This is a genomic window from Halorubrum sp. JWXQ-INN 858, from assembly GCF_009806985.1.
Classification (GTDB): domain Archaea; phylum Halobacteriota; class Halobacteria; order Halobacteriales; family Haloferacaceae; genus Halorubrum.
In genome coordinates, this window is record NZ_WUAX01000016.1 from 172,146 (window position 1) to 198,572 (window position 26,427).

A 26,427-nucleotide genomic window follows, 5' to 3' on the forward strand; every position below is an offset into this window, starting at 1 on the left:
CTCCTTCTCCACGCCGAACGGTCAGTCAGCCACCGCCTCGGCGTCGACGGCCGTCGACGTCGGGTCACGCACCCACAGGTCGCCGAACAGCTCGTCCTGTTGGAGCCGGACCGACCCCCGGTGGGCCATGAACAACAGCGCGAGAAACGTCATGAACGGTCGCCCGCCGGCCGTCTCGATTTCCGCGAACAGCACCTCGGCTCGCCCCTTCTCGAAGTGGGTCCGGAGCGTCGCGTCGATGTCGTCGATCACCTCTTCGATGTCCTCGTCGTGTGTCCGGTCGGTCGCCTCTCCCGCGGTCGGCTCGCCGTCGCGGCGGAACTCGTCGCCGGTGTGGTAATCGAGGGTCTGCGTGCCGCGTCCGTACCCCGACGGCGACGCGGTCGTGTCGTACTCCCGCGACCGCTTCCACCAGGAGTCGCGCTCGGCCTCCCGGAGGTCCCGGACGAGCTCGTCGAGCGTCTCCGGCGAGCCGCGGGTGCTCTTCCGGTCGAGCCGGCGGTCCATCTCCGCCTCCAGCCGGTCGATCGGGTCGAACCCGGGATCGGCGGGGTCGTCCGCGCCGCCCTCCAGTGCCGCCTCCCACGGCTCCACGTCCGGCTCGTCGTCGGGGTCGTCGTCCGCGAGCATGCCGTCGCTTTTCATCCGCAGGAGGACGCTGGCGTAAAACAACGCCCGGCCGGTCGTCCGGAGGTCCGTCTCGTCGAGCTTCGCGAGGAAGGCGTCGGTGACGGTGACGATGTCGATGTCCCACGGCTCGATCTCGCCCTCCTCGGCGAGCTGGACGAGCAGCTCCACCGGTTCGACCTCGTCGTCGTCCGTGTCGGACGGGGCGACCTCGTCGAGGTCGACCGGGACCTCGTCGGCCGCATCGCCGTTCCTCCCGCCGTCGATCTCACCGTTCGAGCGCGCGGCCTCGCGGGCGTCGTCGGTATCGACCGTTTCGGCCGTCTCGTCCGCGAACGGGTTCGCGCCGTCGCGTTCGCTCGTCAGGTCGAGGCTCGGGACGCCGTCGTCAGTCATCGGCGGCCACCTCCTCGTCGCCGTCGCCGCCGTCGCCGCCGTCGTCACCGCCGCCGAAGCGCATCCCCGTCACGGCCGAGACGTTGTCCCCCTGCATCGTGACGCCGATTGCCCGGTCCGACCGCTCGAGCAGCGCGGACCGGTGACCGACGACGACGAACTGCGCCTCCGTGGCCAGCTCCTCGATCATGTCGCCGACGCGTTCGGCGTTGACCGCGTCGAGGAACGCGTCGATCTCGTCGAGCGCGTAGAACGGCGCGGGGTTGTGCCGCTGGATCGCGAAAATAAACGAGAGCGCGGTGAGCGACTTCTCCCCGCCGCTCATCGCGTCGAGCCGTTGGACCGGCTTGTCCGCCGGCTGGGCCTTCATGGTCAACCCCTCCTCGAAGGGATCCTCGGGGTTCTCCAGGAGCAGCTCCCCGGAGCCCGCCGACAGACGCGAGAAGATCTCCCGGAAGTGGCCGTTGATCGACTCGAACGTGTCCATGAACGTCGCCTTCTTCTCGGCCTCGTAGCTCTCGATCCGCTCGGCGATCCCGTCGCGCTCGTCGACGAGCACGTCGCGCCGCTCGCGGAGCTGGTCGAGCTCCGCCTCGACCTCGTCGTACTCGTCTATCGCGAGCATGTTGACGGGTTCGAGCGCCTCCATCGACGCCTCCAGCTCCTCGATCCGCGACTCGACCTCGTCGAGGTCCGGGATCTCCTCGGGGTCGTACGCGCCGACCTGCGACTCCAGCTCGTCGATCTCCCACGCCAGCCGATCGCGACGGTCGGAGAGGTCGTCGAGACGGGACTCGGCGTCGTCGACGAGCGACGACTGCTCGTCGCGCTCGCGCGTCGCCTCGCGGATGTCCTCGCGGAGCGTCTCCCGCTCGCCTTTCAGCTCCGTGAGCTCCTCCTCGAGGTCGGCGATCGCCTCGCGTTTCGTCTCCAGCGTCCCCTCCTTGGCGGCGATCGCCTCCTCGTGGTCGGCGATCGCCTCCTCGGCCTCTGCCTTCCGGTTCTGGGCCTCCTCGACGGTGTCGTGGAGCTCGTCGACCGCGTTCTCGGCGTACTCCTTCTCGAGCTCCAGCTCGTTGAGCCGGCCGTCGAGCGACCCCGTCCGGTCCTCGAGCTCCGCGATCTCGGCGCGGATCCCGTCAGCGCGCTCCGACAGCTCCGGGATCCGGGAGTCGGCGAGCTCGGCTTCGATCGTCTCGATATCGGCCTCCTGCTCGGCGATCTCCGCGTCCAAGTCGTCGATCTCCGCGTCCAGGTCGGCCATCTCCTCGTCGACGGACTCACGCTCCTCCCGGAGCGTCTCCAGCTCCGCCTCCAGCTCGTCGGTTCGGCTCTCGGTCGATTCGAGGGCCGACTCGGCGCGCTCGACGTCCGCCTCCAGCGACCGCACGCGATCGGCGGCGTCGGCCTTTCGATCGCGGGCGTCGTCGATGTCGGCCTCCAGCTCCTCGATCTCGGCCGACAGCGACTGCCGGTCGTCCTCGAGGTCGCTGATCTCGCCGGCCAGCCGCTCGATCTTGCCGCCACCCGACTTCGTGAACGAGTAGCGCGAGCCGCCGCCGGAGCCGCCCGTCATCGCGCCCGACTTCTCGACGAGGTCGCCGTCGAGCGTCACCATGCGGTAGTCGCCCATCAGGTCCCGGGCGGTCGCCATGTCCTCGACGATGAGCGTCGAGCCGAGCACGTACGAGAAGATCGTCTCGTACCGCGAGTCGTAGTCGACGAGGTTGCGCGCGAAGTCGACGACCCCCGGCAACGAGGGTTTGCGGGGGAGCCCCCGGTCGTCCATCTTCGTTATCGGGAGGAACGTCGCGCGTCCCGCGTTGCGCCGCTTGAGGTAGTCGATACACGTGGATCCGACGCCGTCGTCGTCGACGACGACGTTCGCGAGCCGGCCGCCGGCCGCGGTCTCACAGGCCTCCGCGTACGTCGCCTCGACCGAGCCGAGCTCGCCGACCGCGCCGTGGACGCCGTCTATCCCGCCGTTTTTCACCTCCGTCACCGCGCGCGGCCAGGAGCTGTCGCCCCGCTGGCTGGCGGCCGCCTCCAGCTTCGCGTACTCGTTCTGCTTCTCGCGTAGCGCCGACTCGACCTCGTCGAGCCGTTCGGCCCGCTCGGCCTTCTCGGCGAACAGGTCGGCGACGACCTCCTCGATCGTCGACTCGTTCTTTCGCGCCTTGTCGAGCTCGCTGTGGAGCTCCGAGAGCCGCGCCTTCCGCTCGGGGACCTCCTCGCGGGCCTCCTCGAGCGCCGACCGCGCCTCGCCGACGGCGTTCGACCGGCGACGCGCCTCGTCGAGCAGCCGGTCCTTCTCGCGTTGCGTCTCGTTCCGATCCGTCCGGAGCGACTCGACCCGATCCTTGTGTGCCGCCAGATCGGCCTTCAGCTCGTCGAACTCGGTGTCGACTCCCTCGATCTCGGCTTCGACGTCGGCGAGCGCCGAGCGCTTCGTCGCGATCTCCGATTTGATCGACGCCTTCTCGATCTTCGCCTCCCTGATCTCGGCGTCGAGGTCGTCGATCGTCTCGCCCTTCCGGTCGATCTGGACGAACGCGTTGCGCCGCTCCGTCTCCGCCTCAGCGGCGCGCTCCTCCGCGTTCTCGATCTTCCCCTCGAGCCGCGAGATCTCGCCTTTGATCTCCTCGATCTCGGCGCGGACGGCGATCTGCTCCTCCTCGCCTTTGGTCTCGATCTCGTGGTTGAGGTCCGCGAGGTCCTCCTCGAGGCGGGTGAGCCGTCCCTGGCGGGCGTCGAGTTCCTCGCGGAGCTCCGCGAGGTCCGACTCCGCGTCCGCGATCCCGTCGTCGACGCGCGCGGCTGCGTCGCGTTTCTCCTCCAGCTCGGAGGCCTTGAGGAAGCCGCGGTACTCCTCCAGCTCGTCGCGGTACGACTGGTACTCCAGTGCCGTCTCCCGCTCGTCGGACAGCCGGTCGAGCCGGTCGGCCTTCTCGTCGATCCGGAGGTCAGCCTCGCCGATCCGGTCCTCGACGGTGTCGAGCTCCTCGAAGGCGGCCTCCTTTTTCGCGTCGAACTCCGCGACGCCGGCGATCTCGTCGATGATCCCCCGGCGTTGGTACGGGGTCATGTTGATGATCTCGGTGACGTCGCCCTGCATGACGACGTTGTACCCCTCCGGCGTGACGCCCGCGGCCGCGAGCAGGTCCTGGATGTCCGAGAGGTTCACGGACCGCCCGTTGAGGTAGTAGTACGAGTAGTAGTTCTCCTCGGTCTCCTTCACCCGGCGCTTGATCGTGATCTCGGAGACGTCGCCGACGTTCTCCGACCCCGCGGCGGAGACGACCTGCGAGCGGTCGAGCGCCCCGTCCTCGTTGGAGAGCACGACGGTGACCGACGCCTCCTTCGGCCCGCCGGCGTCGGCGTCGCCGTCGTGACCGGGGTTGTAGATGAGGTCCGTGAGCTTCTCGGCCCGGATCCCCCGCGTTCGGGCGAGCCCGAGCGCGAACAGGACCCCGTCGATGATGTTGGACTTCCCCGAGCCGTTCGGGCCCGTGACGACCGTGAAGTCCTCGTAAAAGGGGATCCTCGTCGTCCGCCCGAAGCTCTTGAAATCGTCCAGAACGACTTCTGTGATGTGCATTGATGCTCGCGGATGGGGGTCGCGAGCCTAGGCGACGATGATGTCGCTGTCGTCCGCCCCCCCGTCTTCGCCTTCCTCTCCCTCCTGCTCGGCCTTAGCCGCTTCGGCGTCGGGCGTGGTCGCCTCCTCCTCGGGGACGACGATCCCGTCGCCGTTGGCGTCCCCGTCGTCCGCTCGCTCGACGACGTCGACGTGGTCGTCGGAGTGGGTCGTCTCCTCGGTCGGCTTCGGCTCCGCGGCGTCCTGAACGGGCGCGGCCGCCGGCTGGGTGTCCGCCTCCGCCGACGCCTCCTCGGCGTCCTCGAGCTGTCGGACGCGCTCTTTCATCTCCACCAGTTCCTCGGTGAGTCCGTTGACTGCGGCCTGCAGCTCCGCGACCTGCCGTTCGAGGTCCTCGACGCGGTTACTCATGTCACACGTATGCCCGCGCAGGGCGTATAAACCTGCGTCAGACACGCGTGTGACTCGATCACAGACGGCGTGACGAACGAGACAGACGGCGTGACGAACGAGACAGACGGCGTGACGAGCGAGGCGGGAGACGGACGTCCGTCACCCGTCGGACAGGCAGGAAGATACTTATACTCGGCATCGATATCGGTTATCGAATGAGCAAGATCACGTTCCGGGCCGACGACGATCTCGTCGAGCGGCTGGAAGCGTGTGACGCCTCGAAGAGCGAGGTGATGCGCGAGGCGCTTCGCGCGCACCTCGACGACGTCGCCGACGAGGAGGCCTCCGGTTCCGACGTGGGCGGTGCCGACGACGCGCCGTCCGACGACGGTGTCGACGCCGCGATCGCGGACCGCGTCGACGCCCTCATCGACGAGCGGCTCGACGCGGCGCTGGCTGAGCGGTTCGGCACGCCGGTCGCGGCCCCGGGACGTGGCGGCCGGACGCCCGGGTACGTCGGTTCGGCCGCCGGGACCGAGGGGATCAACGTGAACGTCACGCTCGACGTCCCGAACGCCGGCGACGGCGAGGCGACCGTGACCCCTGACGGGGCGAACGGACGCGTGACGGACGAGACGCGCGAGGCCGCCGACGCGGGAAGCGAGAAACGTAAGACACGCGCGGACGCGCCGTCGACGCCCGCCGAAACCGCCTGCGGCGGCTGCGGCAGCGACGTGCCCGTAGACCACGTGTACTGTCCGAATTGCGGCGAGAAGCGATCCCACCGGGCGTTCTGTGAGTGCGGCGACGAGGTGCGGACCGACTGGGCGTTCTGTCCCGGGTGCGGTCGTCGAACCCCGGCTGCCGACGTGCTTGGCGACCGGTAAACGCCGAAAACGGGCGTTTCAGGCGCGTATGCACGCCGGATAGCAGAACGTCTTACACCCGGCGTTACTTTTATATATATTGCCTCGGTGACTACAGTTGCGTAAGACGGTCGTCTTACAGAGGCCGTCCGCCGCGGGGATGTCCCCGCCGTCGGGCGGTTCGACGCTGTAAGACACAGACGACGTGTGTTGACCGTCTTACCGGGGGAATATACAATGGAGCGTGTGACACTACGGATCCCGAAACAGCAGATAGATGAGGTCGAACAGATGGTGGAAACGGGCGAGTTCCCGAACCGGAGCGAGGCGATCCGGTCGGCCGTCCGCGACATGTTGAACGAACAGGACGGCGAGCGCGACGAGCGCGGCCGCAACCGCAGCTGGGCCAAGGTGTAGATCGATGCAGGACATCGTTCAGGACGCACTCGAGAACGCGGAGGCCGAAAAGCGGGAGATGGACGCCAGCATGGACGACGACGACGAGTTCGGGGAGCCCCGAATCGTCATCGTCGGCGCGGGCGGGGCGGGCAACAACACCATCAACCGACTGTACAACATCGGCGTCGACGGCGCGGACACCGTCGCCATCAACACCGACAAACAACACCTCAAGATGATCGAAGCCGACACCAAGATCCTCGTGGGCAAGTCGCTCACGCAGGGGCTCGGTGCCGGCGGCGACCCCAAGATGGGCGAACGAGCCACCGAGATGGCACAGGGCACCATCAAGGAGGTGCTCGGCGACGCGGACCTCGTCTTCGTCACGGCCGGCATGGGCGGCGGCACCGGCACGGGCGCGGCACCGGTGGTCTCGAAGATCGCCAAAGAGCAGGGCGCGATCGTCGTCGGCATGGTGTCGACGCCCTTTAACGTCGAGCGGGCTCGCACGGTGAAAGCCGAGGAGGGCCTCGAGAGCCTCCGCAACGAGGCGGACTCGATCATCGTTCTCGACAACAACCGGCTGCTCGATTACGTCCCGAACCTCCCGATCGGAAAGGCGTTCTCCGTGATGGACCAGATCATCGCCGAGACCGTCAAGGGGATCTCGGAGACGATCACCCAACCCTCGCTCATCAACCTGGACTACGCGGACATGTCCACGATCATGAACCAGGGCGGCGTCGCGGTGATGCTCGTCGGCGAGACGCAGGACAAAAACAAGACGCAGGAAGTGGTCAACGACGCGATGAACCACCCGCTCCTCGACGTCGACTACCGCGGGGCTTCCGGCGGGCTCGTCCACATCACGGGCGGCCCGGACCTCACGCTGAAGGAGGCCGAGGGCATCGCGAACAACATCACCGAACGCCTGGAAGCGAGCGCCAACGTCATCTGGGGCGCGCGCATCCAGGAGGAGTACAAGGGCAAGGTCCGTGTCATGGCGATCATGACCGGCGTGCAGAGCGCACAGGTGCTCGGCCCGTCGACGCAGAAACAGGCGGACAAGTCCCGCGCCAGCATCGACGGCGACGTGGGCGACTCGAAGTCGCGCGCGGCGACGAACGGAGCGCCGGACCGCTCGGGCGGTGCCGAGCGCGCCGCCTGGGAGTCGGACGGCGGCACCGAGCCGGTCGAGAAGAACAACGGGCTCGACGTCATCCGCTAACCCCGGACCCGTCACGGCGGCCACCGAGCGACACTGCCTTTTCACCCGTTTCGACGCCCCGAGCGACCGCTCCGACCGGCGCTATCGACCGGCGCTATCGACCGGCGCTATCGACCGATGTCTTCGATCGAACGGGAGCGGCTCGGCCCGTGGCTCACACCGCCGCGATCGAATCGAGCAGCCGGCACTTCCGGCAGACGTCCCGGCTCGTCTTCGAGCCGCAGCGCTCGCATTCGACGAGGTCGGGGCCCGTACCGTCGCCGTCGGCGCGGTACCGTTCGGCGGCGAGCGCCGACAGCTCCTCGTAGCCCGCCATGATCGAGTGGCGCGCGCCGGGGTGGTTCTCCTCTAAGTCGTGGAGGGTCGACTGGATCTCGCCGCGGTACGCCTCCGCGGCGTGGGGACACTCCGCCATGTGGACGGGTAGGTCCTTCACGTGGCAGTACAGCGCGATCTCCTTTTCGGGCACGTCGCGGAGCGGCTTCGCCCGCGGAACGAACGCCTCGGTGTCGCCGCGCTCGTCGAACGGCCCGAGCGACGCGTCGAAGTGTTTCGCCACCTGTCGGACGTCGCCCTCGAGGAAGTTCATCATCGCCGTCTGGGCCTCGTCGTCGAGGTTGTGTCCGGTGAGCAGCTTGTCCGCACCGAACTCCTCGGCGTAGCGTTCGAGGAGGTCGCGCCGGAACACCCCGCAGTACGCACAGGGGGCCATACCTTCGGGGTCGACCTCGGCGACGTGGTCCATGCGCACGTCGAACTCCTCCTCGTAGGAAACCACCTCGTGGCGGATCGAGAGGTCCGTGGCGAGTTCGACGCAGGCGTCGAGGCTCTCGTCGCGGTACCCCTCGATCCCCTCGTGGATCGTGAGCGCGAGCATCTCGACGCGGGGGTCGGGCCCGAAGACGTCGTCGAGGACGTGCGTCAGGACGACGCTGTCCTTCCCGCCCGAGAGCCCGATCACCCACCGGTCGGGGTCCTCGGGGGTCGCGTCGGGATCGAGCAGCCCGTCCTCGCGGACGCGCCGCTTCAGGCGTTTGTCGACCGACGCACAGAGGTGCTCGCCACAGAGGTGCGCGCCCGAATAGGCGGCGTGGTGGATCGCGTCGGCCCCGCACTTGTCACACTCCATCGACACACGGTTGCGGACGCGCGGGGATACCCGTTTCGGGCCGCCCCCGCGACACGTGTCCCCAACACGCCGGGGCCACGGCGCGGGAACGCTTGGGTCACGGCGCAGGAACGCTCGGGTCACGGCGCAGGAACGCTCGGGTCACGGCGCAGGGACGCTCGAGTCACGGCGCGGAAACGTCCCGCGAGTTGTCGCCGGTTCCGACACGCGTTTGTCCGCGGGGGCGTCCGTTCGCGTGTGGCAGACACGTCGACCGGGATCGACCGCGACCCAGACCCCGAGCCCCTGTGTGAGGACCCGCCGCCGGAGAGCCGTCGCACCCGGCTGTGGCGGCACGCGTACAACCTCTTTCCCGCCTACCGCGGGACCGGCGCGCGGATCGACCACATCGGCGGTGGGTGGCGGTACGTCCGCGTCCGCGTCCCGTTCAACTGGCGGACGCGGAACCTCGCCGGCGCGATCTTCGGCGGCAGCCTCTACGGGGCCGTCGACCCGGTGTACATGAGCCTGCTCCGGCGGAACCTCGGCGACGCGTTCACCGTCTGGGACAAGGCCGCCGCGATCGAGTTCCTCGAGCCGGGGCGCGGGACGCTGTACGCGGAGTTCGAGATCGACGACGGGGAGCTCGAGACGATCCGCGGGTCGATCGGCGTCGGCGAGTCGATCGATCGGGAGTACCGCGTGGCGATCGTCGACCGCGAGGGGGCGGTCCACGCGGTCTGTCGGAAGACGCTGTACGTCCGGCGGGACGCCTGATCGACCGATCGACGCTCACTGCACCTGCGCGACCGTTCGACGCTCACTGCACCTGCGCGACCGTTCTACGCCGTCGCGCCGGCGATCAGGCTCTCGAGAACCGTGTCGACGAACCGGTCGGGGTACTCCACGTGCGGGAGCAGCCGCGTGCGGTCGAAGACGACGAGGCGCGCCCGGGAGGCGTCGGCGAGTTCCCGGCCGTCGGCGAGCGGGCTGACCTCGGCCTCGCGACCCCAGACGATCGTCGGGGGGACGTCGAGGGCGGCGAGCGCGGCCGCCAAGTCGAGGTCGCTGTTGAGGTACCCCGAGACGAACGAGGCGGGCGCGAAACGGGCGTTCTCGACGTGAGCCGTGCGCCACTCGTAGTCGATCCACTCGTCCGTGGCGTTGGCCGTGTCGTAGTAGCCGTGGTCCGCGTTGAAGTACCGTATCGACGGCTTCGACGCGATCAGGTTGAACAGCGCAGTGCCGGCGAGCGGCGACCGGAGGAGCTCGCGAAGCCACGGCTTCGGCGGGCTCGGCCCGGCGACCGTCGTCGGACAGACGCCGACGAAGCCGGAGAGCTCGACGTCCGCCGCGGCGGCGTAGGCGGCCGACAGCGACGAGGCGACGACGGCGGGCGCGTCGAACTCGTCGAGGAAGTCGGCGACGAAGTCCTCGTACAGCGCGGCCGAGTACCGGAGCGGCGGGCGGTCCGAGAGCCCGAACCCCGGGAAGTCGGGGGCGACGACGTGGTAGTCGTCGGCGAGGCCGGCGAACACCGCCCGCCACTCGCCCGCGGAGCCGGCCGCGTTCATCCCGTGGAGGAGGACGAGGTCCGGATCGTCGGGATCGCCCGCCTCCGTGTAGTGGACGTCCATCCCGCGCCAGCGGAACGTGCACGCGTCGCCGTCGAGCGGGGATTCGAGCTCGCCCTGGTACCGGAGCCCGCGATTCGCACCCGTGACCGCGGCGGTTCCGAGGAGGGCGGCCCCCGCGAGGGTCCTGAGTCTCATGGAAACGTGTTGGTTCGCGGGCGACTTATATTCGGGGGCCGGCGGCGTGACGGTCCGGTCGTGTCGGCGACGCGGCGATCCCGAGCGTGTCGGCGACGCGACGATCCCCGCCCTGCCGGTGTCGACCGTCCCCGTCCCGCGGAACACGCGCCCCGCGTACCGGGGCCCTTTTTTACTCGACCGCCGAACGTGGGTCCGTGCTATCGGTCGAGCTGCACACCCACTCCGAGCTGTCCCACGACGGGCGCGACCCCGTTGACCTCCTCTTAGCGCAGGCGGCCGCGGTCGGCCTCGACGCGCTCGCCGTCACGGACCACGACGAGATCGACGCGAGCCTCGAGGCGGCCGAGAAGGCCCCCGACTACGGGCTCGTCGGGATCGTCGGCATGGAGGTGACGTGTGCGGCCGGCCACGTGCTGGCGTTCGGCGTCGACGAGCGCGTCGACTCCGGGCTCCCGTTCGACGAGACGCTCGAGCGGATCCACGAACAGGGCGGCATCGCGGTCGTCCCGCACCCCTTCCAGAAGTCGCGCCACGGCGTCGCCGCTCACGTCAGCGACGAGCAGCTCGCCAGCGCGGACGCCATCGAGGTGTACAACTCCCGGCTGTTCACGGGGCGCTCGAACCGACAGGCCGAGAAGTTCGCCGTCCGGAACGGGCTGCCGATGACCGCCGGGAGCGACGCGCACATCTCGGAGATGGTCGGACAGGCGGTCACCGAGGTCGGCGCGGACGAGCGCTCCGCCGACGCGATCCTCTCGGCGATCGCTGACGGGCGAACCAGCGTCGTCGGCAAGCGCACCCCGTGGCGCGTCTCCGTCCGGCAGTTCGCCGGCGGCGCGAAACGCCGCGCGCTCCGCGCGATCGACGAGCTCCGATGAGCGACCGCGAGGGGGCCGGTCCGAGCGACCTGCGTGGCGCGACCCCCGACCTCGTCCGCGACGCGATCCGCGACCGGGACCCGTTCCCGGGGACCCGCGGGTTCGCCGGTCGGGTGGACTCCGTCCTCGTGCGGGACGTCCTCGGCCGAGAGCCGCTGTTCGTCGAGCGGGCGGTGTTACGGTCGCTCCCGGGGGTCACTCCGGAGGCGACGGTCAGCCCGAAAAGTGCGAGCGACTCGGAGAGCGGAAGCGGCCCAGAGAGCGGAAGCGGCCCAGAGAGCGGAAGCGACACGGAGAGCGGAAGCGACACCGAGGGCGCGAGGGAGCCGACGCGCCCCGGCGCGTGGAGCGCCGACCCGAGGGCACTGACCGATCCCGAACCGGTGCCCGCCGGATCGGTCGTCTCCGCCGCGGGGATCGAGGAGCGATGGCCGCTCCCGACGCCGAGCCCCATCGATCCGGAACAGGGAATCGCCGCGGTGGCGGACGCGCTCGACGCCGCGCTGGCCGACCTCGGGGCGGGCGAGGGAGGGGACGGTCTGGCGGTCGCCTTCTCCGGCGGCGTCGATTCCGGCATCGTCGCCGCCGCGGTCCCGGACGCGCCGTGTTACGTCGCCGGGTTCGAGGGCTGTCACGACGTCGCCGCCGCGCGCGCTGCCGCCGCGGCGATGGAGCTCGACCTCCGGGTCGTCGCGCTCACACACGAGGACCTCGTTCGGGCGATCCCCGAGATCGTCGCCGCGACCGGGCGGCGGAACGCGATGGACCTGAACATCGCGGTCCCGCTGTACCTCACCGCGGAGGCGGCCGCCGCGGACGGGGCCGGCCGGCTGGCGGTCGGACAGGGGGCCGACGAGCTGTTCGGCGGCTACAGCAAGGTCGTCGACCCCGCGAACGACCACCGCGTCGACGCCGACACGGTCAGGGGGGCGCGGACCGAGACGGTCAGGACGCTTCCCGACCAGCTCGAACGCGACGTCCTGACGCTGCGTGCGGCCGGCGTCGAGCCCGTCGCGCCGCTGCTCGACGACCGCGTCGTCGACGCGGCGCTTCGGCTTCCGGGTGAGCTGCTCGCGACGCCCGACGAGCGGAAGGTCGCGCTCCGCCGGGCGGCGGCCGGGCGCGTCCCGGAGTCGGTGCGAACCGCGGACAAGAAGGCGGTGCAGTACGGGACGTACGTCTCCCGCGAGATCGACCGTCTCGCCCGGCAGGCCGGGTTCAAGCGGCGGATGGACGACCACGTCGGCCGGTACATCGACTCGCTGCTCGACGACTGAGACGGCCGGCGGCCGGAGGATGCGACTCGTCCGCGAATTCGATCGGCGGCCGGGCGGCTCGCGAACTGAACTACCAATAAATCCGGCCCGCGTGGGCCGGTGCTGACCAAGCCGCTGCGTGGAGTACCAGTCCTGCAGCCGACGCCCGCTCGAACGGACGTCGACCGTCGAATGGTTGGTCAAGGTATAAAATCCGGGGAGTGGCGTCAAATATGACTGTGTGTCACCGCTTCCACTGCCGAAGCGATCATCGAATACGGACGATACCGATCGACTGACAACAAGCGTCCTCGATCACGGCACGAAAGTCGACGGCCGACGACCCGCCGGGCGGCGACGTGTCCCGTCATCGTCGCGGCCTGCCGTGTCGTCGTCGCGGCCTGCCGTGTCGTCGTCGCGTCCTGGCGTCGTCGTCCGTGTCGGCGATGTGCGCCGACCTCTCCGGCCGATCCTTATAAATTACCGTCGACCCCTCCGACAGCCCTTATAAATCACCGCCGATACTGCAGTAGGCCCTTATAAACGACCGGCAGTCGGTGTCGATCGCTACCGGACCAGGTACGGGTCGTTGCCGGCGACGAACCGTCCGAGGTCGCTTTCGCGGCGGAAGTCGGTGGCGCGGAGCGTACACAGCGCGTCGACCAGTCGGTCGGCGTCGCCCGGCGTCCACTCGGCGGGGTCCTTGATCGGGACGACGAGCCAGCCGGACCCGAGGATCTCCTCGCCGTGGAGCGCGTCCATGTCGATCTCCGTCTTCCATGCCCGCGCCGTGTACTGCCGCAGGACGTGGTCCGTCGCGCGAGCGCCGACCGGGAGCAACACGTGTGCGGCGATCGCCCGCAGCTCCGCGTCGAAGAACCGCTCCATGTCGTCGTACGACTCCGCCGTCGGCTCCCCGTCGGGGACGCACATGTGGAGGTACGAGAGGAACGTCTTCGCAACGGCGATCGGGTCCGCGGTCTCGCCGCCGGAGTCGTCGTCGACGGCCTCGAACAACCCGGCCGCGACGAGCGCGTCGTGGAACGCGTCCGACCACGGCTCCCCGGTGAAGGGGACCCCCGACTCGATCCCGCCGTGAATCCCGGGATGGTCGCCGATCACGTGGAAGTCCGCGTTGGCGTCCCCGTAGCCGGGCACGTACCGCTCACAGTCCGGGGTCATCCCGAACGGGTTCCGTGTTCGGTCCGTGACGTTTTGCACGCCGGGTCGTACGTCCCTGCCGCGTAATAGCCCGTTCGATCCGGGATCGCGCGGTCAGAGGAAGAGCTGCCAGTAGTACGGGCTGAAGAAGCCCTCGATGAGGGCGGCGACCGCGAGCAGGACGCCAACGCCCATCGTCACCCAGAACGCGCGCTCCAGCTCGTCGGCGAAGCCCACCCGCGACAGCCGTCCACGGAACGCGCGCCACCCGACGACCCCGAGGTGAAGCCCGAGCGCGCCCGCGACGACGAGCGCCGGGATCTCGAAGATCCCGTGCGGGACGACGAAGGCCACGAGGGCGTCGAGGTTCTCCTCAAGGGCGGCGACCGCGCCGAGCACCAGGCCGTTGAACGCGACCGACGTGATCGCGGGCACGGCGAGTGCGACGCCGGCGAACGCCGTCGAGATGGCGACCGTCCAGTTGTTGCCGAAGAACTCGAGCGCCGCGACCGGCGGGACGTGGCCGTCGAGCCGCGCCTCGATCGAGGTGGGGAACGTCCCCACGAACGGCTCGGCGGCGACCCAGCCGAGCACGCCGGCACCGACGCCCACCGCGAGCGTGAGCAGGTGGAGCCCCGGCGTGGCTCGGACGAACGTCGTCATGTCGCCCCATCCCCGGCGGAGCCCCGCCGAGAACTGGTCGCGGAGCCGCGCCTCCGGGGGCGAGACGGGGGCGACCGCGTCGCGGTAGTCGCCGTAGAGGACGGTCTTCAGGAGGTCGAGCGCCGGCGCGACGAGGACGGCGCTGACGAGCGCGACGATCGCGCCGCCGCCGAGGAACGCGAGCGCGGAGGCGACCGAGGAGAGACCGACGACGACGCCGATCGCGACGACGAGGTACGCCGCGGCGTCGGCCGGGTTCGACCGGACGAAGCCGCCAGCGCCGGACACCGCGCCGACGACGCCCGCGTCGTCGACGACGACGGCCGCGGGCGCGAACGCGAAGAGGATCCGGACCGCGACGAGGACGACGAACCCGACGAGGAACGCTCCGAGGCCGACCACGGCCCCGAGGAGGGGGTCGACGATGACGGCGGCGATGACCGTCACGGTGGCGAGCCCGATGACGCCGAGCCACAGCAGGAGCTCCGCGAGGTACACCCCGAGGAACGTGAGCCAGTGCTTCCGAACGCCCGCGATGCCGGCGGTGAGGCCGCGTTCCGAGCGGAGCCGCGCGAAGACGGCGCTCATCTGTCCCGCCGAGACGGCGGCGTACCCGAGGATTCCGAGGAGGACGGTCGCGACGATCCCCCCCACGATCAGCGCCACGGCGGTCGGCGAGAACAGCGCCTCGAACACGGGGAGCAGTCCCTCCATCCACTCCCCGAACGCGTCGGGGTTCGCCTCGGCCCACTCCTCGAACGCCGTGGGGTCCTCGCTCTCGATCGGTGGGGCAGTGACGTCGAGGTCGGCCAGCGCCTCGCGGGCGGTCGCGAGGCGGCCGGAGAGCTCCAGGTGGAGGAAGACCGCAGCCAACGCGACGAATCCGGCCGTTCGGGCGATCATCGGGACGGCGGTCCCGAGGAGGTAGAACGGTAACAGGTCGGAGGGACGCCGTCGGAGGGTCGCGGTGACGGCGTTGAGGGCGGTGGACAGGTCCATGTCGACACGTTCGTCGACGGGCACTTAAAAACCGGCGGCGTTGGACGGCGCTCGGGGATGCCGTGGGGCGGCCCTCAGGGATTCCGTGGGGCGGCGCTCGGTGATGCCGTTGGACGGCGCTCGGGGGGGGGGGTGTTCAGTCGCGGTCCTCCTCCGCCGGAAACTCGACGACCGCGTCGGCGTCGGCGGCGCTCCCCCGCGAAGCCATCATCTCGGCGGCGCGGGTCGCCCAGCCGGTGTAGGCGAACCCCCACGCGACGACGAGCGCCATCCACGGGTACGCGAGCAGAACGCCGGCGTACGCGCCGGTAGGGCCGAGCCCGAGGGTTCGACCGAGCAGCCACGACGCGCCGAGGAAGAAGACGAACATGCCCGACACGCGGGCGACGAGGGGGATCCGCGTCTCGCTGGCACCCTGAAGCGATCCCGAGAGCGCCGAGAAGCAGACCAGTCCCGCTCCCGCGATCCCGTACACGCGGGCGAAGTCGACCGCGTAGGCGACCGTCTCGGGGTCCGAGGTGAAAAGCGCCACCAGCCACGGCGCGAGCGCGACGAGCCCGAGCCCGATCGCGCCGACGGTGAGGACGCCGAGCCCCGCGACCGCCCACCCGTTGAACCGCGCCGCCTCGGGGTCGCCCGCGCCGAGCGCCTGTCCGACGAGGATCGAGGCGGCGACGTTGTAGCCGCGAGAGAGCGGCCCGGTCACCTGCTGATAGACGCGGCGGCCGATCTGGAACCCCGCGTTGACGGCCTCCCCGAAGCCGAGCAGGAGGGCGTTGAAGGGGAACTCCGCGATCTCCGAGCCGAACCCTTCCAGCATCCGCGGCGTGCTCACCCGGAGCAGCTGGCGGGTGATCGTGAGATCGCTCGGGAGCGCGAACTCCGCCTCGGTCCACGGCCCCCAGATGGCCGCACAGAGCAGGCCGGCAGTGAGCACGTTGGCGGCGGCGGTCGAGAGGCCGACGCCGACGATCTCCAGCCGTGGGAACCCGAAGAGACCGAGCCCGAGCACGACGCTGCCCGAGATGTTGACGGAGTTGGCGAGGACGTTGACGTACATCGGCGTGCGGGTGTCGCCGGTGCCCTGGAGCGCCCGCGCGCCGACGAGCGCGACGTGGCGTGCCGGCGCGGTCGCGAACACGATCGCGAGGTAGACGGACCCGAGCACGACGACCTCTCGAGGCGTTTCCTGACCGACGATCCGGCCGAACGCGTCGATAGCGACCTCCCCGAGGAACACCCCGAAGAGGACGAACGGGACGCCGGCGACCGCGCCGAGCAGGATCGCCTGCGTCACCGCCTCGTCGCGGGTCGCGGTCGCGCCCGCGCCCGTGTCCTGCGAGGAGAGCGCGATCGCGCCGCCGCCGAGCCCCAGCCCGATCCGGAGGGGAAACCGGGCGTACAGGTCCGCGAGCCCGATGGCGACGACCGCGGCCGGCGAGAAGAGCGCGGTGACCACGATGTCGGTGGTCCGCATCGCGGTTCGGAACGTCTGTTCGGCCATCACCGGCCACGCGAGCGTGAACACCCGCTTCCAGACGTCCCGGAGGCGTCGACGGTCCATTCGTGTCCACGAAGGGCCTCCGACGGTTTTTACACACCGGAGTCGGCGGGGGCGGCCGACAGTTTTCCCCGTCCGTTCGGCCGTTCAGTCCGCGATCCGTTCCGCCATTCGACCCGCCATCCGTTCCGCCCGAAGCTTGAAGCCGCGCGACGACCCGGATCGGCCATGGACGTCTTCGTGTACGGGACGCTCACGGAGCCGACCCGCGTCCGGGAGCTGCTCGACTCGTTCGCGTTCGTCGGGTCGGCGACCGTCACTGGACTCCGCCTCGTCGAGGGGCGGTACCCGACGCTCGCGCCCGGCGGCGAGACCGCGGGGCGGCTCCTCCGCACCGACGAGGTCGCGGCGCTCGACCGGTACGAGGGCGTCGACGACGGGCTGTACGTCCGCGTGTCGGTGCCGCTCGACGGGGATGATCGCTACCCTGACGAGGCGGCGGTGTACGTCGGCCACCCCGAACGGCTCGACGCCGACGCGACGTGGCCCGGCGAGGGGCCGTTCGCCGATCGGGTTCGCGCCCACCTCGAGGGGGCCGACGTCCGCGCTCGTGTTGGCGGTTCAACACCCGTCTGACGCAGGAATGACGGCGGCGCAGTCGTGCGGTTTCACTTTCACTCTGGGAGCCCTACCTTTTTATGCTCGGGGGTGTTTCGTTCACCTGCACGTCACACGCGTGCATTCCCCCTTTCCCCCTTCGAAGCCGACCGCGAGCGATGCGGTCGGCCCGACGGTTCGGGCGCGAACGCGGACCGCAACCGATTAGCCGTCGCCGGCGACAAGACGGCGTATGCTCTCTTTGTCGGACGTCGTCGACGCTCGCGAACGGATCGCGGGCGTCGCGCGCCACACGCCGTTAGAGCGGTCGCGCACCTTCTCGGAGATGACGGGCGCGTCGGTCCATCTCAAGCTCGAGAACTTCCAGCGCACCGGCGCGTTCAAGATCCGCGGGGCGATGAACCGGATCGCCACGCTGTCGCCGGCGGAGCGTGACGCCGGCGTCGTCACCGCCAGCGCCGGCAACCACGCACAGGGGGTCGCGCTCGCGGCCGAGCGCGCCGGCGTCGACGCGACGATCGTCATGCCGCGGTTCGCGCCCGTCTCGAAGGTGAAAGCCACCCGCGGCTACGGGGCGACGGTCGTCCTCGACGGGGTCGACTACGACGAGGCGCAGGCGCGCGCCCACGAGATCGAACGCGAACAGGGGCGCACCTACGTCCACGCGTTCGACGACCCCGTCGTCATGGCCGGACAGGGGACGATCGGCCTCGAGGTCGTCGACGACTGCCCCGACGTCGACACCGTCGTGGTTCCGATCGGCGGCGGCGGGCTGATCGCCGGGATCGCGGTCGCGATGAAAGCACGGCTCGACGACGTCCGCGTGATCGGGGTGCAGGCGGAAGGCGCGTCCTCGGCGGCGGCGTCGCTGCGGACGGGTCGCCGCCACGTGCTCGACAGCGTCGACACGATCGCCGACGGCATCGCCACCCGATCGGTCGGCGAGAACACCCTCGAAGTCATGCGCGAGCACGTCGACGAGGTCGTCACCGTCGACGACCGCGAGATCGCCCTGGCGCTCACGCTCCTCCTGGAGCGCTCGAAGACGCTGGTCGAGGGGGCCGGGGCGGTGCCGCTCGCGGCCGTCCTCTCGGAGGCGTTCGACTACGACGACGACGAGGTCATCGTCGCGGCGCTGTGTGGCGGCAACATCGACATGAACCGCCTGACGACGGTGATCCGGCGGGGGCTGATGCAGATGGGCCGGTACCTCAAGGTGACGATCGCGTTGAAGGACCGGCCGGGGGAGCTGGAGCGCGTGTCGACCATCGTCGCCCGCGCCGGCGCGAACGTGTACGCGGTCCACCACGACCGGACCTCCCGCGACGTGGCCGTCAACGCCGCCGAGCTGGAGCTGGAGCTCGAGACCGACGACGCCGAACACGCCGCGGACATCGTCGACGAGCTGGAGGCCCACGGCTACGAGGTCGAGATCCTCTCGTAACGCGGGGCGGGCCGCGGGATCCGCGGCTGGGTCGTCGAGCCGAGCGCCGAACCGCCAAGCGACGCGCCCGTCAAACGGTGCGCCCGTCAAACGGTGCGCCCGTCAAACGGTGCGCCCGTCAAACGGTGCGCCCGTCGGTCACGGACGCGGCACGGGGACCGCCTCAAGAATACGGCACGGAAACCGGCTCGCGGAGCGCCCACACGTCCGCCGTCGGGTCGAGGCGGGTCGGCTCCGCGCCCGTTTCCGTGAGGAACCCGGCGTGATACAGGACCGCCTTCAGCTGGAACACCGTCGGCGAGTGGTAGCTACCGCCCTCCGTGAGCGGGCCGCGGCGGAGGTCGCCGTCCGGCGTCAGGACCCGGCGTCGGACGGTCTCGTCCCCGCGGACGAACAGCTCGACCGCGAAGGACGGGCGCGTCCGGTGGAGCCACGTCACGAGGTCGACGAGCGAGGGCGCGGGCTCGCCGGCGTCGTGGATTCGCTGGATCTCGGTCACGAGCGGCCGCGTCGCGGGATACGACCAGACGACGCGCCGGGCGATCTCGCCCCACCGCGGGGCGAGGTCGACGAACCGGGTCCGCGACCGCTTCCAGCCGTCGAACGCCGCGAGCGCGTCCTCGAGCGAGCCGTGCTCGCGGAGCGCGAACCGGACGACCTCCTCGCCCAGCGGCGTGAGCCGCGGCCCGTCGGGGCGATCGTCGACGAGCCCGAGGAAGACGGCCCCGCGACGGGCCCCGCGAACCGCGGAGACGACGTGCGTGTCGACCAGCGCGTCGACGTCGCCGGGGGCGGCCAGCGCGATCGCGTAGCCGAGGTAATTCTTCGGGTGGTTGAGCGGGAACGACCGGTCGGTCACCCCCTGTGCGCTCGCCTGGAACCGGACCGCGTTCGTCTCCCGGCCGCCGGCGTGGCCGACGAGCCGCGGGACGACCGCGGGCGAGACCCCGCCGTCCGGATCGACCGCGAGCACGCCGACGTTGAGCTCGCGCGCCAGCGTCAGGTTCGTCGGCGAGACCGCCGCGCCGGGCGCCGCGACGTACGCGGCGTTGGCCTCCCCGAGCCGGTCGTGTGCCTGCACGATCCCGCGCTCGACGTCGACGGTTCCGGCCGCGGTGTACCCCTTCGCCTCCACCGCGACGAGCGGCGGGTCGTCGCCGAGCCGGTCGACCGCCAACAGCGCCGGCTCCAGCCGCCGGACGCCGACGAGGTCGGGGTAGCCGGAGCCGACGGCGACGTGGTTGAACGGGGCGAGCGCCTCGTGGACCGCCGCGGGGATCGGCTCCGACTCGTTCCACGTGTCGGCCGCGAACTGCGTGTCGGTCACCGCGTACGCGTTCGGTTCGTCGTCGTCCGGGAACAGCCGCCGTTTCGCCCGCGCGAGCACCTGTGGTTCGGCGAGGGAAACGCTCATGTCCGACGCTCTCTCGGCGTCGACTAATAGGTACCCGTCGGCGCGGTCCCGCGCGGTGTGACGATCACTCCCTCGCGGTCACGTTCACCCCATCGCGGTCACGTTCACCCCATCGCGGTCACCCTCACGCCACCGCGGCCACGTTCACTCCATCGCGATCACCTTCACGCCACCACGATCACGTCGCTGACCTCGAAGCGTGCACCGCCGTCGCCCGCCTCCGTGGCCGCGACGTGCCAGCCGTGGGCGGCGACGACCCCTTGGACGATCGCCAACCCCAACCCGACGCCGCCGGAACCGGTCGTGTACCCGGAGTCGAACACCGCCTCGCGGTCGTCGGCCGGGATCCCCGGTCCGTCGTCTTCGACGTAGAAGCCGTCGCCGTCCGGCAGCCGTCCGACCCGGATCGCGACGCCGTCGCCGCCGTGGTCGACGGCGTTCCGGAGGAGGTTCTCGAGCGCCCGCGCGACGCGGCCCGGGGCGGCACGGAACGCCACGTCGTCGACGACCGTCAGCGTCGCGTCCGCGGTCGTCATCGCCCCCCAACAGTCGGCCGCCAGCTCGGAGAGCCGAACCGTTTCGAGGTCGTCCTCCTCGACGTCCCGTCCCGTGCGGGCGACCGTTAGGACGTCGGCGATCAGCGATTCGATGCGGTCGAGCGCAGTCACAGCGATCCGGAGGTTCTCGGTGTCGTTCCGCTCGCGTTCGAGATCGACCCGTCCCTGCGCGACGTTGAGGGGGTTCCGGAGGTCGTGTGAGAGGACGGCCGCGAACCCGTCGAGCCGGTCGACCTTCGACGCGAGCCGCTCGTGTTGGAGCTCGGACTCGAGCAGGCGGGCGACGAGCTCGGCGAACGTCGTCTCGGCGGGGGAGAACGGCTCCGAGCGCGGCTCGACGGAGACGAAACAGAGGGTTCCATAGAGGTCACCGTCGACCCGCAGCGGGGTTCCGTGGTAACACTCGATCCCGTGCTCGACGTACGCGGGGTCGTCGGTCCACCCCTCGTCCGTCGCGTGGTTGACGACGAGCGACCCGTGTCCGTCGATCGCTCGCCTGCAGTACGTCCGGGAGAGAGGAAAGACGGACCCGTTCGGGAACCGGCCGCCGGGTGGATCGGTGCTGGCGACCGTCCGCCAGTAGTCGCCGTCGGGATCGGTCCGGGCCAGGTGGCCGTTCTCGACGTCGAGGTAGTCGACCGCGATCGCCATCGCTCGCTCGGCTTTCTCCTCGAACGTCCCGTCGTCGTGCATGACAGCGTACAGCCGCTCCCGAGCGGCGGCCGCGTCCAGTCGTTGGCCCGGCATCTCGTTGACCGGGCTTTTACGCCGGGGGTTGGTAGCTCTAACGGAGGGGGTTCCGTGGGTAGCTGGTGGTCGCTCGCGGAACGATGCCGAGTAACGACGCGTGATCGTCCGCGAGCCGCCGCTCGCGGACGATGTCGGGCTCGGAGAACCGCTCGGTGGGCGTCGCCTACGCGCCCGCTTCCGTCAGCGCCGCCTCGATGTCGCCCTTCTGGGTGACGCCGACGAACCGGTCGACGACGCCGTCGTCGTTCTCGACGATCAGGGTCGGCAGCGATCGGACCTGGTACTGGTTGGCGACGTCCTGCTCCTCGTCAACGTTCACCTTCTGCAGCTCGAAGGCGTCACCGAACGCCTCTTTGACCTCCTCGAGGATCGGGTCTTGCGTCTTACACGGGCCACACCAGTCGGCGTAGAAATCCAGCAATCGAACGGTCATTGTCCGCCGAAGGCTAACAGGGGGCCGCGCATAAGGGTTTCCCACCGGCCCGAAACCGACACACGACCGGGTTCATCGCGTGCGGGCCAAACCGTCGAAGGGAGGCAGTACGATGCATCCTGCGTGGAACCGAGCGAACGTGTCGAGCGCCGTCGGACGGGGGGACGCGCGGAGACGAAACGTTTACCCAACCGGGAGCCACAGGAGGTGGTATGAGCAGTGGAGGAAATTCCGGCGGGCTGATGTCCAGTGCGGGGCTCGTTCGGTACTTCGACGCCCAGGACCGGAACGCGATCGCGATGGACCCGAAGACGGTCATCGCCTTCTGTCTCCTCTTCGGCGTGTTCGTGCAGATCCTCTCGTTGACCGTCGCATGACATCCTCCCCGGCGTGAACGCCGGGGTTTCCTCGCGCTGGGGGTATCGCTTACCGACCCACGGAGGCAACTTGCGGGTTCGTATGCTCCTCGTTGGGAACTGAGCGTGGTGACTCTGACCATGAATAGTCGTCCCACTTGAGGCATACAGGCCGTGCCATCGGCCGTGTTACCGTCGTCTGCCGTCGAAGGAACGTCTCTGACGCTGTGAGATCGGCGTGGCCCTCGAATCCACACGGACACGTCAGCGTGTCGCGGTGGCGCGTCGTGTCCTCCGTCGAACCGCAGTTCGGACACTCCTGACTCGTCCATGCTTCAGACCGTATCTCCACCGAGATGCCGTATTCTTCGGCGGTACACGCCAGTCGCTTCACGAACGCTCTGAACGCCCAGAAGTTGTGCGTCTTGGCGTTCGTCTCAACCGACCAATGCGTCTCAAGCACGTCCGTCAACGCCCCGACGTACACCGTCGAAACGCCTTCGTCGTACAGGCGTTCGATGAGGTCGCGGGCGAGTGCATCTTGGGCGTGGTCACGTCGCTTGGTACGTCGGTCGTACAGGCGTCGAATACGATGACTACTGTATCGATCTTCCTCCAAGAGCGATTTGAGTCGGGCGATCTCTCGTGTTGTCTCACGGAATCGCTCGAACAGGTCGCGCCCTTCGTACAGGAGTTGCTGGCCGGTTGTGGTTGTGCAGGCGACGAGATTGTTCGCACCAATATCCAGAGCGGCTTCTTCGGAAGCCAGTGGGTGTGCCAGTCGAGAATCATCAATGGTGACCGGCTGAAAGGCCCTGAACGTCTGTGCTTGCTCGTCGTAGAACAACACCAACCGACCCTGCTTCTCGTACTCCTTCCAGTTGGGATCGCCTCGGATTTCGAGCCGGAGACGTTCGCGGTACCCCAGCCCGTACTCGTCTTTCAGGTCTTTGCCAACGAGAAGTTCGAGGCGGGAAAACTCGCCCCACTCAACGGAGTACGATGTATTGCGGATGTACGTACGGAGTTCTCGGCCTTTGTCTGCGTTGCCCCAGAATCCGGGTTTGCCGTTGGCTTCGCCCTTCTCCTTGAGCGCGAAGAACGACTTCCACGCTTCTCGATTCTTGCGGTCGATTTGCTGAACCGTGGACGCGCCGAGTGTTCCGCCATAGCGACCGCGATACTCGCTGATGTCCCACACGTCTCCGTCTGGGTCAGCATAGTTCTCGCGGCGCTCATAGTTGATTTCGTTCCAGAGAGCGGCAGAAGCGTCCAACAGCCGTCGAAGCAACTCCTCGTCCTCCTCGGACTGAGGAACCACCTCGAACGTATTGGCACGCTTCATCAACTACTGATTGTACCATAATGCACATAAATGTCCTGTTCATGTGATACACTATGGTCGCAATTCGCATCGAGTTTGACGACGACGACCAGTACAAACGACTGAAGGAACTGAAGAAGCACCATGGGTTGACGTGGAAGGGATTACTCCTCGAAGGAGAAAAGAAAGTCAGAGAGGATACCCCAGAGTAAGCGTCGAACGTGGATTGTGAAATAGAGTGTCGGATTCACACCCGGCCTAAAGGCCGGGACTCTCTCCTTGATTCAGGTAGGCCGTGACCGTCGACGTCGTCGCCGCGTCCCGTTAGCGACCGCCCGAGAGCCATCCGACGACCGCCCGGGAGCCATTCGACGACCGCCCGGGAGCCATTCGACGACCGCCCGGGAGCCATTCGACGACCGCCCGGCCGGTAGCGCGCCCTTTTTGCACGTCCCGGTCACACCACGCAGTATGAACGCAGGCGTCATCGCCGTCCAGGGCGACGTGGCCGAGCACGCCGCGGCCATCCGCCGCGCCGCGGCCGCACACGACGAGCCCGTGGAGGTCGTCGAGATCCGTGACTCGGGGGTCGTCCCCGACTGTGACGTCCTCCTCATGCCGGGCGGGGAGTCGACGACGATCTCGCGGCTGATCCACCGCGAAGGGATCGCCGCGGAGATCCGTGACCACGTCGCGGCCGGAAAGCCGGTGCTCGCCACCTGCGCCGGACTCATCGTCTGCTCACGCGACGCGAAAGACGACCGGGTTGACGCGCTCGGCGTCCTTGACGTCTCCGTCGACCGCAACGCCTTCGGCCGACAGAAGGACTCCTTCGAGGCGAAGGTGCCCGTCGAGGGGCTCGAGGAGCCGTTCCACGCCGTCTTCATTCGAGCGCCGGCCATCGACGACGTCGGGTCGGGCGTCGAGGTGCTCGCGTCGGTCGACGGCCGGCCGGTGACGGTCCGGGACGGCCCGGTCGTCGCCACCTCCTTCCACCCGGAGCTGACCGACGACTCGCGGATCCACGACCTCGCCTTCTTCCCCGACACGGAGGTCCTCGCGTGAGCGACGAGCGCGGGGCAGGGGAGAACCCGGGGACGGGCACGGAGGCGACGGACTCCGAGACGGCAGCCGTCCTCGACGAGCTGTTCGCGACGATCGAATCGCGGAAGGCGGAGCTCCCGGAAGGGTCGTACACGACCTCGCTGTTCACCCACGAGAAGGGCGAGAACGCGGTGTTGGAGAAGATCGGCGAGGAGACGACGGAGGCGATCCTCGCGGCGAAGGACGACGACGACGAGGAGCTGCTGTACGAGAGCGCCGACCTCGTCTACCACCTGCTGGTGTTGCTCTCGATGAAGGACGTAGCGCTCGACGACCTCCGCGCGGAGCTTCGGGACCGATTCTAGCCGGCTGACGGCGCGGTTCCCTCCCCCTCTCGATCGCGCGGCGTTTACGGGTTCGTGCCGCCGACGCGGTCGCGCCCTCGATGCATCCGCGCCGCCTACGCGTCCGCGCCGTCCACGACGTCGTCGAGCCGAGTCGTCGGGAAGAGCTCGTCGAGGTCGATCCCGGCCCCGGGAGCCGCGTCGCTCGCCGATCGATCGACCGGCTCGACGAGGCGGTAGGCGATCCCCTCGCGCTCGACGACGCCGGCGCTCGCGAGGTGATCGAGATGGGCGAACGCCTCGCCGGGGCCGTGGAGGACGTGGATCCCCGACAGCTCGCCGAACAGCTCGGCCGAGACCTCCCACGCGGTGAGCGGCCCGCCCGCCGCGAGGGTGTCGACGACCCGTCCGGTCCGGTGTCGGTGGTGGTCGAGGATCTCCGCGGCGCGGTGGCTCGGGTCGTCGATCCGGTCGCGGTGGCCGGGGTGGGCCGCGTCCCAGTCGCGGTCGACGACGCGTGCGAGGCTCTCGGCGTACGCCGCGAGCGGGTGTGCCACCCGGACGTCCGCCCCACCGACGTTAGGGGTGTATCGCGGGAGCACCGCGTCGCCGGTGAACGCCTCCTCGGGTGCGGCGGCGTCGGGGCCCGCGACCGGCTCGTGGTCGGGCACCTCGCGCGGATCGAACGCGAACGCCGTGAGTCCGGCGGTGTGACCGGGGAGGTGGACCGCCTCGAGCTCCACGCCGCCGACGAGGACCCGGTCGCCGTCGGAGAACGTCGTCACGTCGGCGTCGCGACCCCGAAGGCCGGCACTCACGCCGTCGAAGAACGCGGTCAGCCGCTCGCGGGCGTCCTCGGGGAACCCCCACCGCTCGAACGTCTCACGCTGGGCCGCCGGGTCGTCCATGAACTGCGTTCCGCTCCCGTCCACGAGCGGGGCGTCCGCCTCGTGGACGAGGACGTCCGCGCCGCTTTCCGCCTGGAGCTCGCCCGCGAGCCCGGCGTGGTCGGGGTGCCAATGGGTGAGTACGATCGCGTCCACGTCCGCCGGGGCGATGCCGTAGGCGGCGAGCCCCGCGTCGAGCTCGGCGCGGACGTCCGGCGTCGCGACCCCGGTGTCGACGAGCGCCGTCGTCTCCCCGTCGAGCAGGTAGACGTCGTTTTTCCCCTCGAAGACGGTGTTCCCGAGCTGGATCCGTTTCACGGTCGAGCGACGGCGGGCAGCCTTTTGAGGGTTGCTCCCCGGAGCCGCGGGAGACGCCCGAACGGCTCGGTGGATCCGTTTTTCAGGGAT

The 26,427-nt window shown here is 69.5% G+C and carries 24 protein-coding genes; 11 read left to right on the forward strand and 13 right to left on the reverse strand.

The features are described from left to right. Nucleotides 1-21 precede the first annotated feature (21 nt). Genes GRS48_RS12825 through GRS48_RS12835 form a run of 3 tightly spaced genes read right to left on the reverse strand, consistent with a single transcriptional unit; the run spans nucleotide 22 to nucleotide 5,032 of the window. The gene (locus GRS48_RS12825; RefSeq protein WP_159487163.1) at nucleotides 22-1,023 is read right to left on the reverse strand and encodes a ScpA family protein; all 1,002 of its coding nucleotides are present in this window, start codon (nucleotides 1,021-1,023) and stop codon (nucleotides 22-24) included. Beyond that, complete coding sequence (smc, locus tag GRS48_RS12830; RefSeq protein WP_159487165.1) at nucleotides 1,016-4,621, reverse strand: chromosome segregation protein SMC; 3,606 nt, start codon at nucleotides 4,619-4,621, stop codon at nucleotides 1,016-1,018. Before smc ends, GRS48_RS12825 begins: the two co-directional genes overlap by 8 nt. A 27-nt stretch (nucleotides 4,622-4,648) precedes the next feature. After that, complete coding sequence (locus tag GRS48_RS12835; protein WP_159487167.1) at nucleotides 4,649-5,032, reverse strand: bZIP transcription factor; 384 nt, start codon at nucleotides 5,030-5,032, stop codon at nucleotides 4,649-4,651. 197 nt (nucleotides 5,033-5,229) lie between these two features. Here GRS48_RS12835 and GRS48_RS12840 point away from each other — a divergent pair, with 197 nt between their 5' ends. The 3 genes from GRS48_RS12840 to ftsZ all read left to right on the forward strand — a co-directional run bounded on the left by GRS48_RS12840 (nucleotide 5,230) and on the right by ftsZ (nucleotide 7,507). Further along, nucleotides 5,230-5,901 carry a zinc ribbon domain-containing protein gene (locus GRS48_RS12840; RefSeq protein ID WP_159487169.1) on the forward strand — a complete coding sequence of 224 codons (672 nt, stop codon included), beginning with the start codon at nucleotides 5,230-5,232 and terminating at the stop codon, nucleotides 5,899-5,901. A gap of 216 nt (nucleotides 5,902-6,117) precedes the next feature. Then, on the forward strand, nucleotides 6,118-6,297 hold the full coding sequence (locus tag GRS48_RS12845; protein ID WP_006111915.1) for a ribbon-helix-helix domain-containing protein: 180 nt from the start codon (nucleotides 6,118-6,120) through the stop codon (nucleotides 6,295-6,297). A 4-nt stretch (nucleotides 6,298-6,301) separates the two neighbouring features. Next, nucleotides 6,302-7,507, forward strand: coding sequence for a cell division protein FtsZ (gene ftsZ / locus GRS48_RS12850; RefSeq protein ID WP_159487171.1), 1,206 nt, complete (start codon nucleotides 6,302-6,304; stop codon nucleotides 7,505-7,507). Nucleotides 7,508-7,661: 154 nt separating this feature from the next. Here the strand turns inward: ftsZ and GRS48_RS12855 are convergent, their stop codons facing one another. Beyond that, entirely contained in the window at nucleotides 7,662-8,636 is a 975-nt protein-coding gene (locus GRS48_RS12855; protein WP_159487173.1) for a TIGR00269 family protein, read from the reverse strand. A gap of 237 nt (nucleotides 8,637-8,873) precedes the next feature. On the opposite strand from GRS48_RS12855, the gene GRS48_RS12860 reads away from it, so the two are divergent. Beyond that, nucleotides 8,874-9,392: a DUF4442 domain-containing protein gene (locus GRS48_RS12860; RefSeq protein WP_321168441.1), complete on the forward strand. Its 519-nt coding sequence runs from the start codon at nucleotides 8,874-8,876 to the stop codon at nucleotides 9,390-9,392. A gap of 65 nt (nucleotides 9,393-9,457) precedes the next feature. Here GRS48_RS12860 and GRS48_RS12865 read toward each other — a convergent pair whose 3' ends face one another. After that, a complete protein-coding gene (locus tag GRS48_RS12865) occupies nucleotides 9,458-10,387 on the reverse strand; it encodes an alpha/beta fold hydrolase (protein WP_159487175.1) in 930 nt (309 codons plus the stop codon). Nucleotides 10,388-10,584: 197 nt separating this feature from the next. Here GRS48_RS12865 and GRS48_RS12870 point away from each other — a divergent pair, with 197 nt between their 5' ends. After that, nucleotides 10,585-11,268, forward strand: a complete 684-nt coding sequence (locus GRS48_RS12870; RefSeq protein ID WP_321168442.1) for a PHP domain-containing protein — start codon at nucleotides 10,585-10,587, stop codon at nucleotides 11,266-11,268. Continuing rightward, the gene (locus GRS48_RS12875; protein WP_159487177.1) at nucleotides 11,265-12,545 is read left to right on the forward strand and encodes an asparagine synthase C-terminal domain-containing protein; all 1,281 of its coding nucleotides are present in this window, start codon (nucleotides 11,265-11,267) and stop codon (nucleotides 12,543-12,545) included. The genes GRS48_RS12870 and GRS48_RS12875 overlap by 4 nt, the downstream gene beginning before the upstream one ends. 546 nt (nucleotides 12,546-13,091) lie before the next feature. Here the strand turns inward: GRS48_RS12875 and GRS48_RS12880 are convergent. From GRS48_RS12880 to GRS48_RS12890, 3 genes are all read right to left on the reverse strand, one after another. Continuing rightward, on the reverse strand, nucleotides 13,092-13,745 hold the full coding sequence (locus tag GRS48_RS12880; RefSeq protein ID WP_321168443.1) for a uracil-DNA glycosylase family protein: 654 nt from the start codon (nucleotides 13,743-13,745) through the stop codon (nucleotides 13,092-13,094). A gap of 54 nt (nucleotides 13,746-13,799) precedes the next feature. Next, entirely contained in the window at nucleotides 13,800-15,347 is a 1,548-nt protein-coding gene (locus tag GRS48_RS12885; protein ID WP_159487179.1) for a stage II sporulation protein M, read from the reverse strand. A gap of 136 nt (nucleotides 15,348-15,483) precedes the next feature. Further along, nucleotides 15,484-16,911 carry an MATE family efflux transporter gene (locus GRS48_RS12890; protein ID WP_159487181.1) on the reverse strand — a complete coding sequence of 476 codons (1,428 nt, stop codon included), beginning with the start codon at nucleotides 16,909-16,911 and terminating at the stop codon, nucleotides 15,484-15,486. Nucleotides 16,912-17,076: 165 nt separating this feature from the next. Here GRS48_RS12890 and GRS48_RS12895 point away from each other — a divergent pair, with 165 nt between their 5' ends. Together GRS48_RS12895 and ilvA are read left to right on the forward strand one after the other, a co-directional pair. Then, nucleotides 17,077-17,484 carry a gamma-glutamylcyclotransferase gene (locus GRS48_RS12895; RefSeq protein WP_159487183.1) on the forward strand — a complete coding sequence of 136 codons (408 nt, stop codon included), beginning with the start codon at nucleotides 17,077-17,079 and terminating at the stop codon, nucleotides 17,482-17,484. Nucleotides 17,485-17,698: 214 nt separating this feature from the next. Then, nucleotides 17,699-18,910, forward strand: a complete 1,212-nt coding sequence (gene ilvA / locus GRS48_RS12900; RefSeq protein ID WP_159487185.1) for a threonine ammonia-lyase — start codon at nucleotides 17,699-17,701, stop codon at nucleotides 18,908-18,910. Between the two features lie 163 nt (nucleotides 18,911-19,073). Here the strand turns inward: ilvA and GRS48_RS12905 are convergent, their stop codons facing one another. The 3 genes from GRS48_RS12905 to GRS48_RS12915 form a co-directional block, all read right to left on the reverse strand. Next, entirely contained in the window at nucleotides 19,074-20,324 is a 1,251-nt protein-coding gene (locus tag GRS48_RS12905; RefSeq protein WP_159487187.1) for a hypothetical protein, read from the reverse strand. Between the two features lie 164 nt (nucleotides 20,325-20,488). Beyond that, nucleotides 20,489-21,628 carry a GAF domain-containing sensor histidine kinase gene (locus tag GRS48_RS12910; RefSeq protein WP_159487189.1) on the reverse strand — a complete coding sequence of 380 codons (1,140 nt, stop codon included), beginning with the start codon at nucleotides 21,626-21,628 and terminating at the stop codon, nucleotides 20,489-20,491. A 166-nt stretch (nucleotides 21,629-21,794) separates the two neighbouring features. Next, nucleotides 21,795-22,064 (reverse strand): co-chaperone YbbN, encoded by a 270-nt coding sequence (locus tag GRS48_RS12915; RefSeq protein ID WP_159487191.1) that lies wholly within the window; start codon nucleotides 22,062-22,064, stop codon nucleotides 21,795-21,797. 212 nt (nucleotides 22,065-22,276) lie between these two features. Here GRS48_RS12915 and GRS48_RS12920 point away from each other — a divergent pair, with 212 nt between their 5' ends. Further along, the gene (locus tag GRS48_RS12920) at nucleotides 22,277-22,441 is read left to right on the forward strand and encodes a preprotein translocase subunit Sec61beta (RefSeq protein WP_159487193.1); all 165 of its coding nucleotides are present in this window, start codon (nucleotides 22,277-22,279) and stop codon (nucleotides 22,439-22,441) included. Nucleotides 22,442-22,490: 49 nt separating this feature from the next. On the opposite strand, the gene GRS48_RS12925 is transcribed toward GRS48_RS12920, so the two are convergent. After that, nucleotides 22,491-23,765 (reverse strand): RNA-guided endonuclease TnpB family protein, encoded by a 1,275-nt coding sequence (locus tag GRS48_RS12925; protein ID WP_159487195.1) that lies wholly within the window; start codon nucleotides 23,763-23,765, stop codon nucleotides 22,491-22,493. Nucleotides 23,766-24,215: 450 nt separating this feature from the next. On the opposite strand from GRS48_RS12925, the gene pdxT reads away from it, so the two are divergent. Together pdxT and hisE are read left to right on the forward strand one after the other, a co-directional pair. Beyond that, complete coding sequence (gene pdxT, locus GRS48_RS12930) at nucleotides 24,216-24,809, forward strand: pyridoxal 5'-phosphate synthase glutaminase subunit PdxT (protein ID WP_159487197.1); 594 nt, start codon at nucleotides 24,216-24,218, stop codon at nucleotides 24,807-24,809. A gap of 80 nt (nucleotides 24,810-24,889) precedes the next feature. Then, nucleotides 24,890-25,153, forward strand: a complete 264-nt coding sequence (gene hisE / locus GRS48_RS12935; RefSeq protein ID WP_159487952.1) for a phosphoribosyl-ATP diphosphatase — start codon at nucleotides 24,890-24,892, stop codon at nucleotides 25,151-25,153. 95 nt (nucleotides 25,154-25,248) lie between these two features. Here hisE and GRS48_RS12940 read toward each other — a convergent pair whose 3' ends face one another. After that, on the reverse strand, nucleotides 25,249-26,337 hold the full coding sequence (locus GRS48_RS12940) for an MBL fold metallo-hydrolase (RefSeq protein ID WP_321168444.1): 1,089 nt from the start codon (nucleotides 26,335-26,337) through the stop codon (nucleotides 25,249-25,251). Nucleotides 26,338-26,427: the final 90 nt, after the last annotated feature.

Coding starts and splice junctions, on each gene's coding strand:
- GRS48_RS12825 (WP_159487163.1), bottom strand. CDS start 1,023: ATGACTGACGACGGCGTCCCGAGCCTCGACCTGACGAGCGAACGCGAC.
- smc (WP_159487165.1), bottom strand. CDS start 4,621: ATGCACATCACAGAAGTCGTTCTGGACGATTTCAAGAGCTTCGGGCGG.
- GRS48_RS12835 (WP_159487167.1), bottom strand. CDS start 5,032: ATGAGTAACCGCGTCGAGGACCTCGAACGGCAGGTCGCGGAGCTGCAG.
- GRS48_RS12840 (WP_159487169.1), top strand. CDS start 5,230: ATGAGCAAGATCACGTTCCGGGCCGACGACGATCTCGTCGAGCGGCTG.
- GRS48_RS12845 (WP_006111915.1), top strand. CDS start 6,118: ATGGAGCGTGTGACACTACGGATCCCGAAACAGCAGATAGATGAGGTC.
- ftsZ (WP_159487171.1), top strand. CDS start 6,302: ATGCAGGACATCGTTCAGGACGCACTCGAGAACGCGGAGGCCGAAAAG.
- GRS48_RS12855 (WP_159487173.1), bottom strand. CDS start 8,636: ATGGAGTGTGACAAGTGCGGGGCCGACGCGATCCACCACGCCGCCTAT.
- GRS48_RS12865 (WP_159487175.1), bottom strand. CDS start 10,387: ATGAGACTCAGGACCCTCGCGGGGGCCGCCCTCCTCGGAACCGCCGCG.
- GRS48_RS12875 (WP_159487177.1), top strand. CDS start 11,265: ATGAGCGACCGCGAGGGGGCCGGTCCGAGCGACCTGCGTGGCGCGACC.
- GRS48_RS12885 (WP_159487179.1), bottom strand. CDS start 15,347: ATGGACCTGTCCACCGCCCTCAACGCCGTCACCGCGACCCTCCGACGG.
- GRS48_RS12890 (WP_159487181.1), bottom strand. CDS start 16,911: ATGGACCGTCGACGCCTCCGGGACGTCTGGAAGCGGGTGTTCACGCTC.
- GRS48_RS12895 (WP_159487183.1), top strand. CDS start 17,077: ATGGACGTCTTCGTGTACGGGACGCTCACGGAGCCGACCCGCGTCCGG.
- ilvA (WP_159487185.1), top strand. CDS start 17,699: ATGCTCTCTTTGTCGGACGTCGTCGACGCTCGCGAACGGATCGCGGGC.
- GRS48_RS12905 (WP_159487187.1), bottom strand. CDS start 20,324: ATGAGCGTTTCCCTCGCCGAACCACAGGTGCTCGCGCGGGCGAAACGG.
- GRS48_RS12910 (WP_159487189.1), bottom strand. CDS start 21,628: ATGCCGGGCCAACGACTGGACGCGGCCGCCGCTCGGGAGCGGCTGTAC.
- GRS48_RS12915 (WP_159487191.1), bottom strand. CDS start 22,064: ATGACCGTTCGATTGCTGGATTTCTACGCCGACTGGTGTGGCCCGTGT.
- GRS48_RS12920 (WP_159487193.1), top strand. CDS start 22,277: ATGAGCAGTGGAGGAAATTCCGGCGGGCTGATGTCCAGTGCGGGGCTC.
- GRS48_RS12925 (WP_159487195.1), bottom strand. CDS start 23,765: ATGAAGCGTGCCAATACGTTCGAGGTGGTTCCTCAGTCCGAGGAGGAC.
- pdxT (WP_159487197.1), top strand. CDS start 24,216: ATGAACGCAGGCGTCATCGCCGTCCAGGGCGACGTGGCCGAGCACGCC.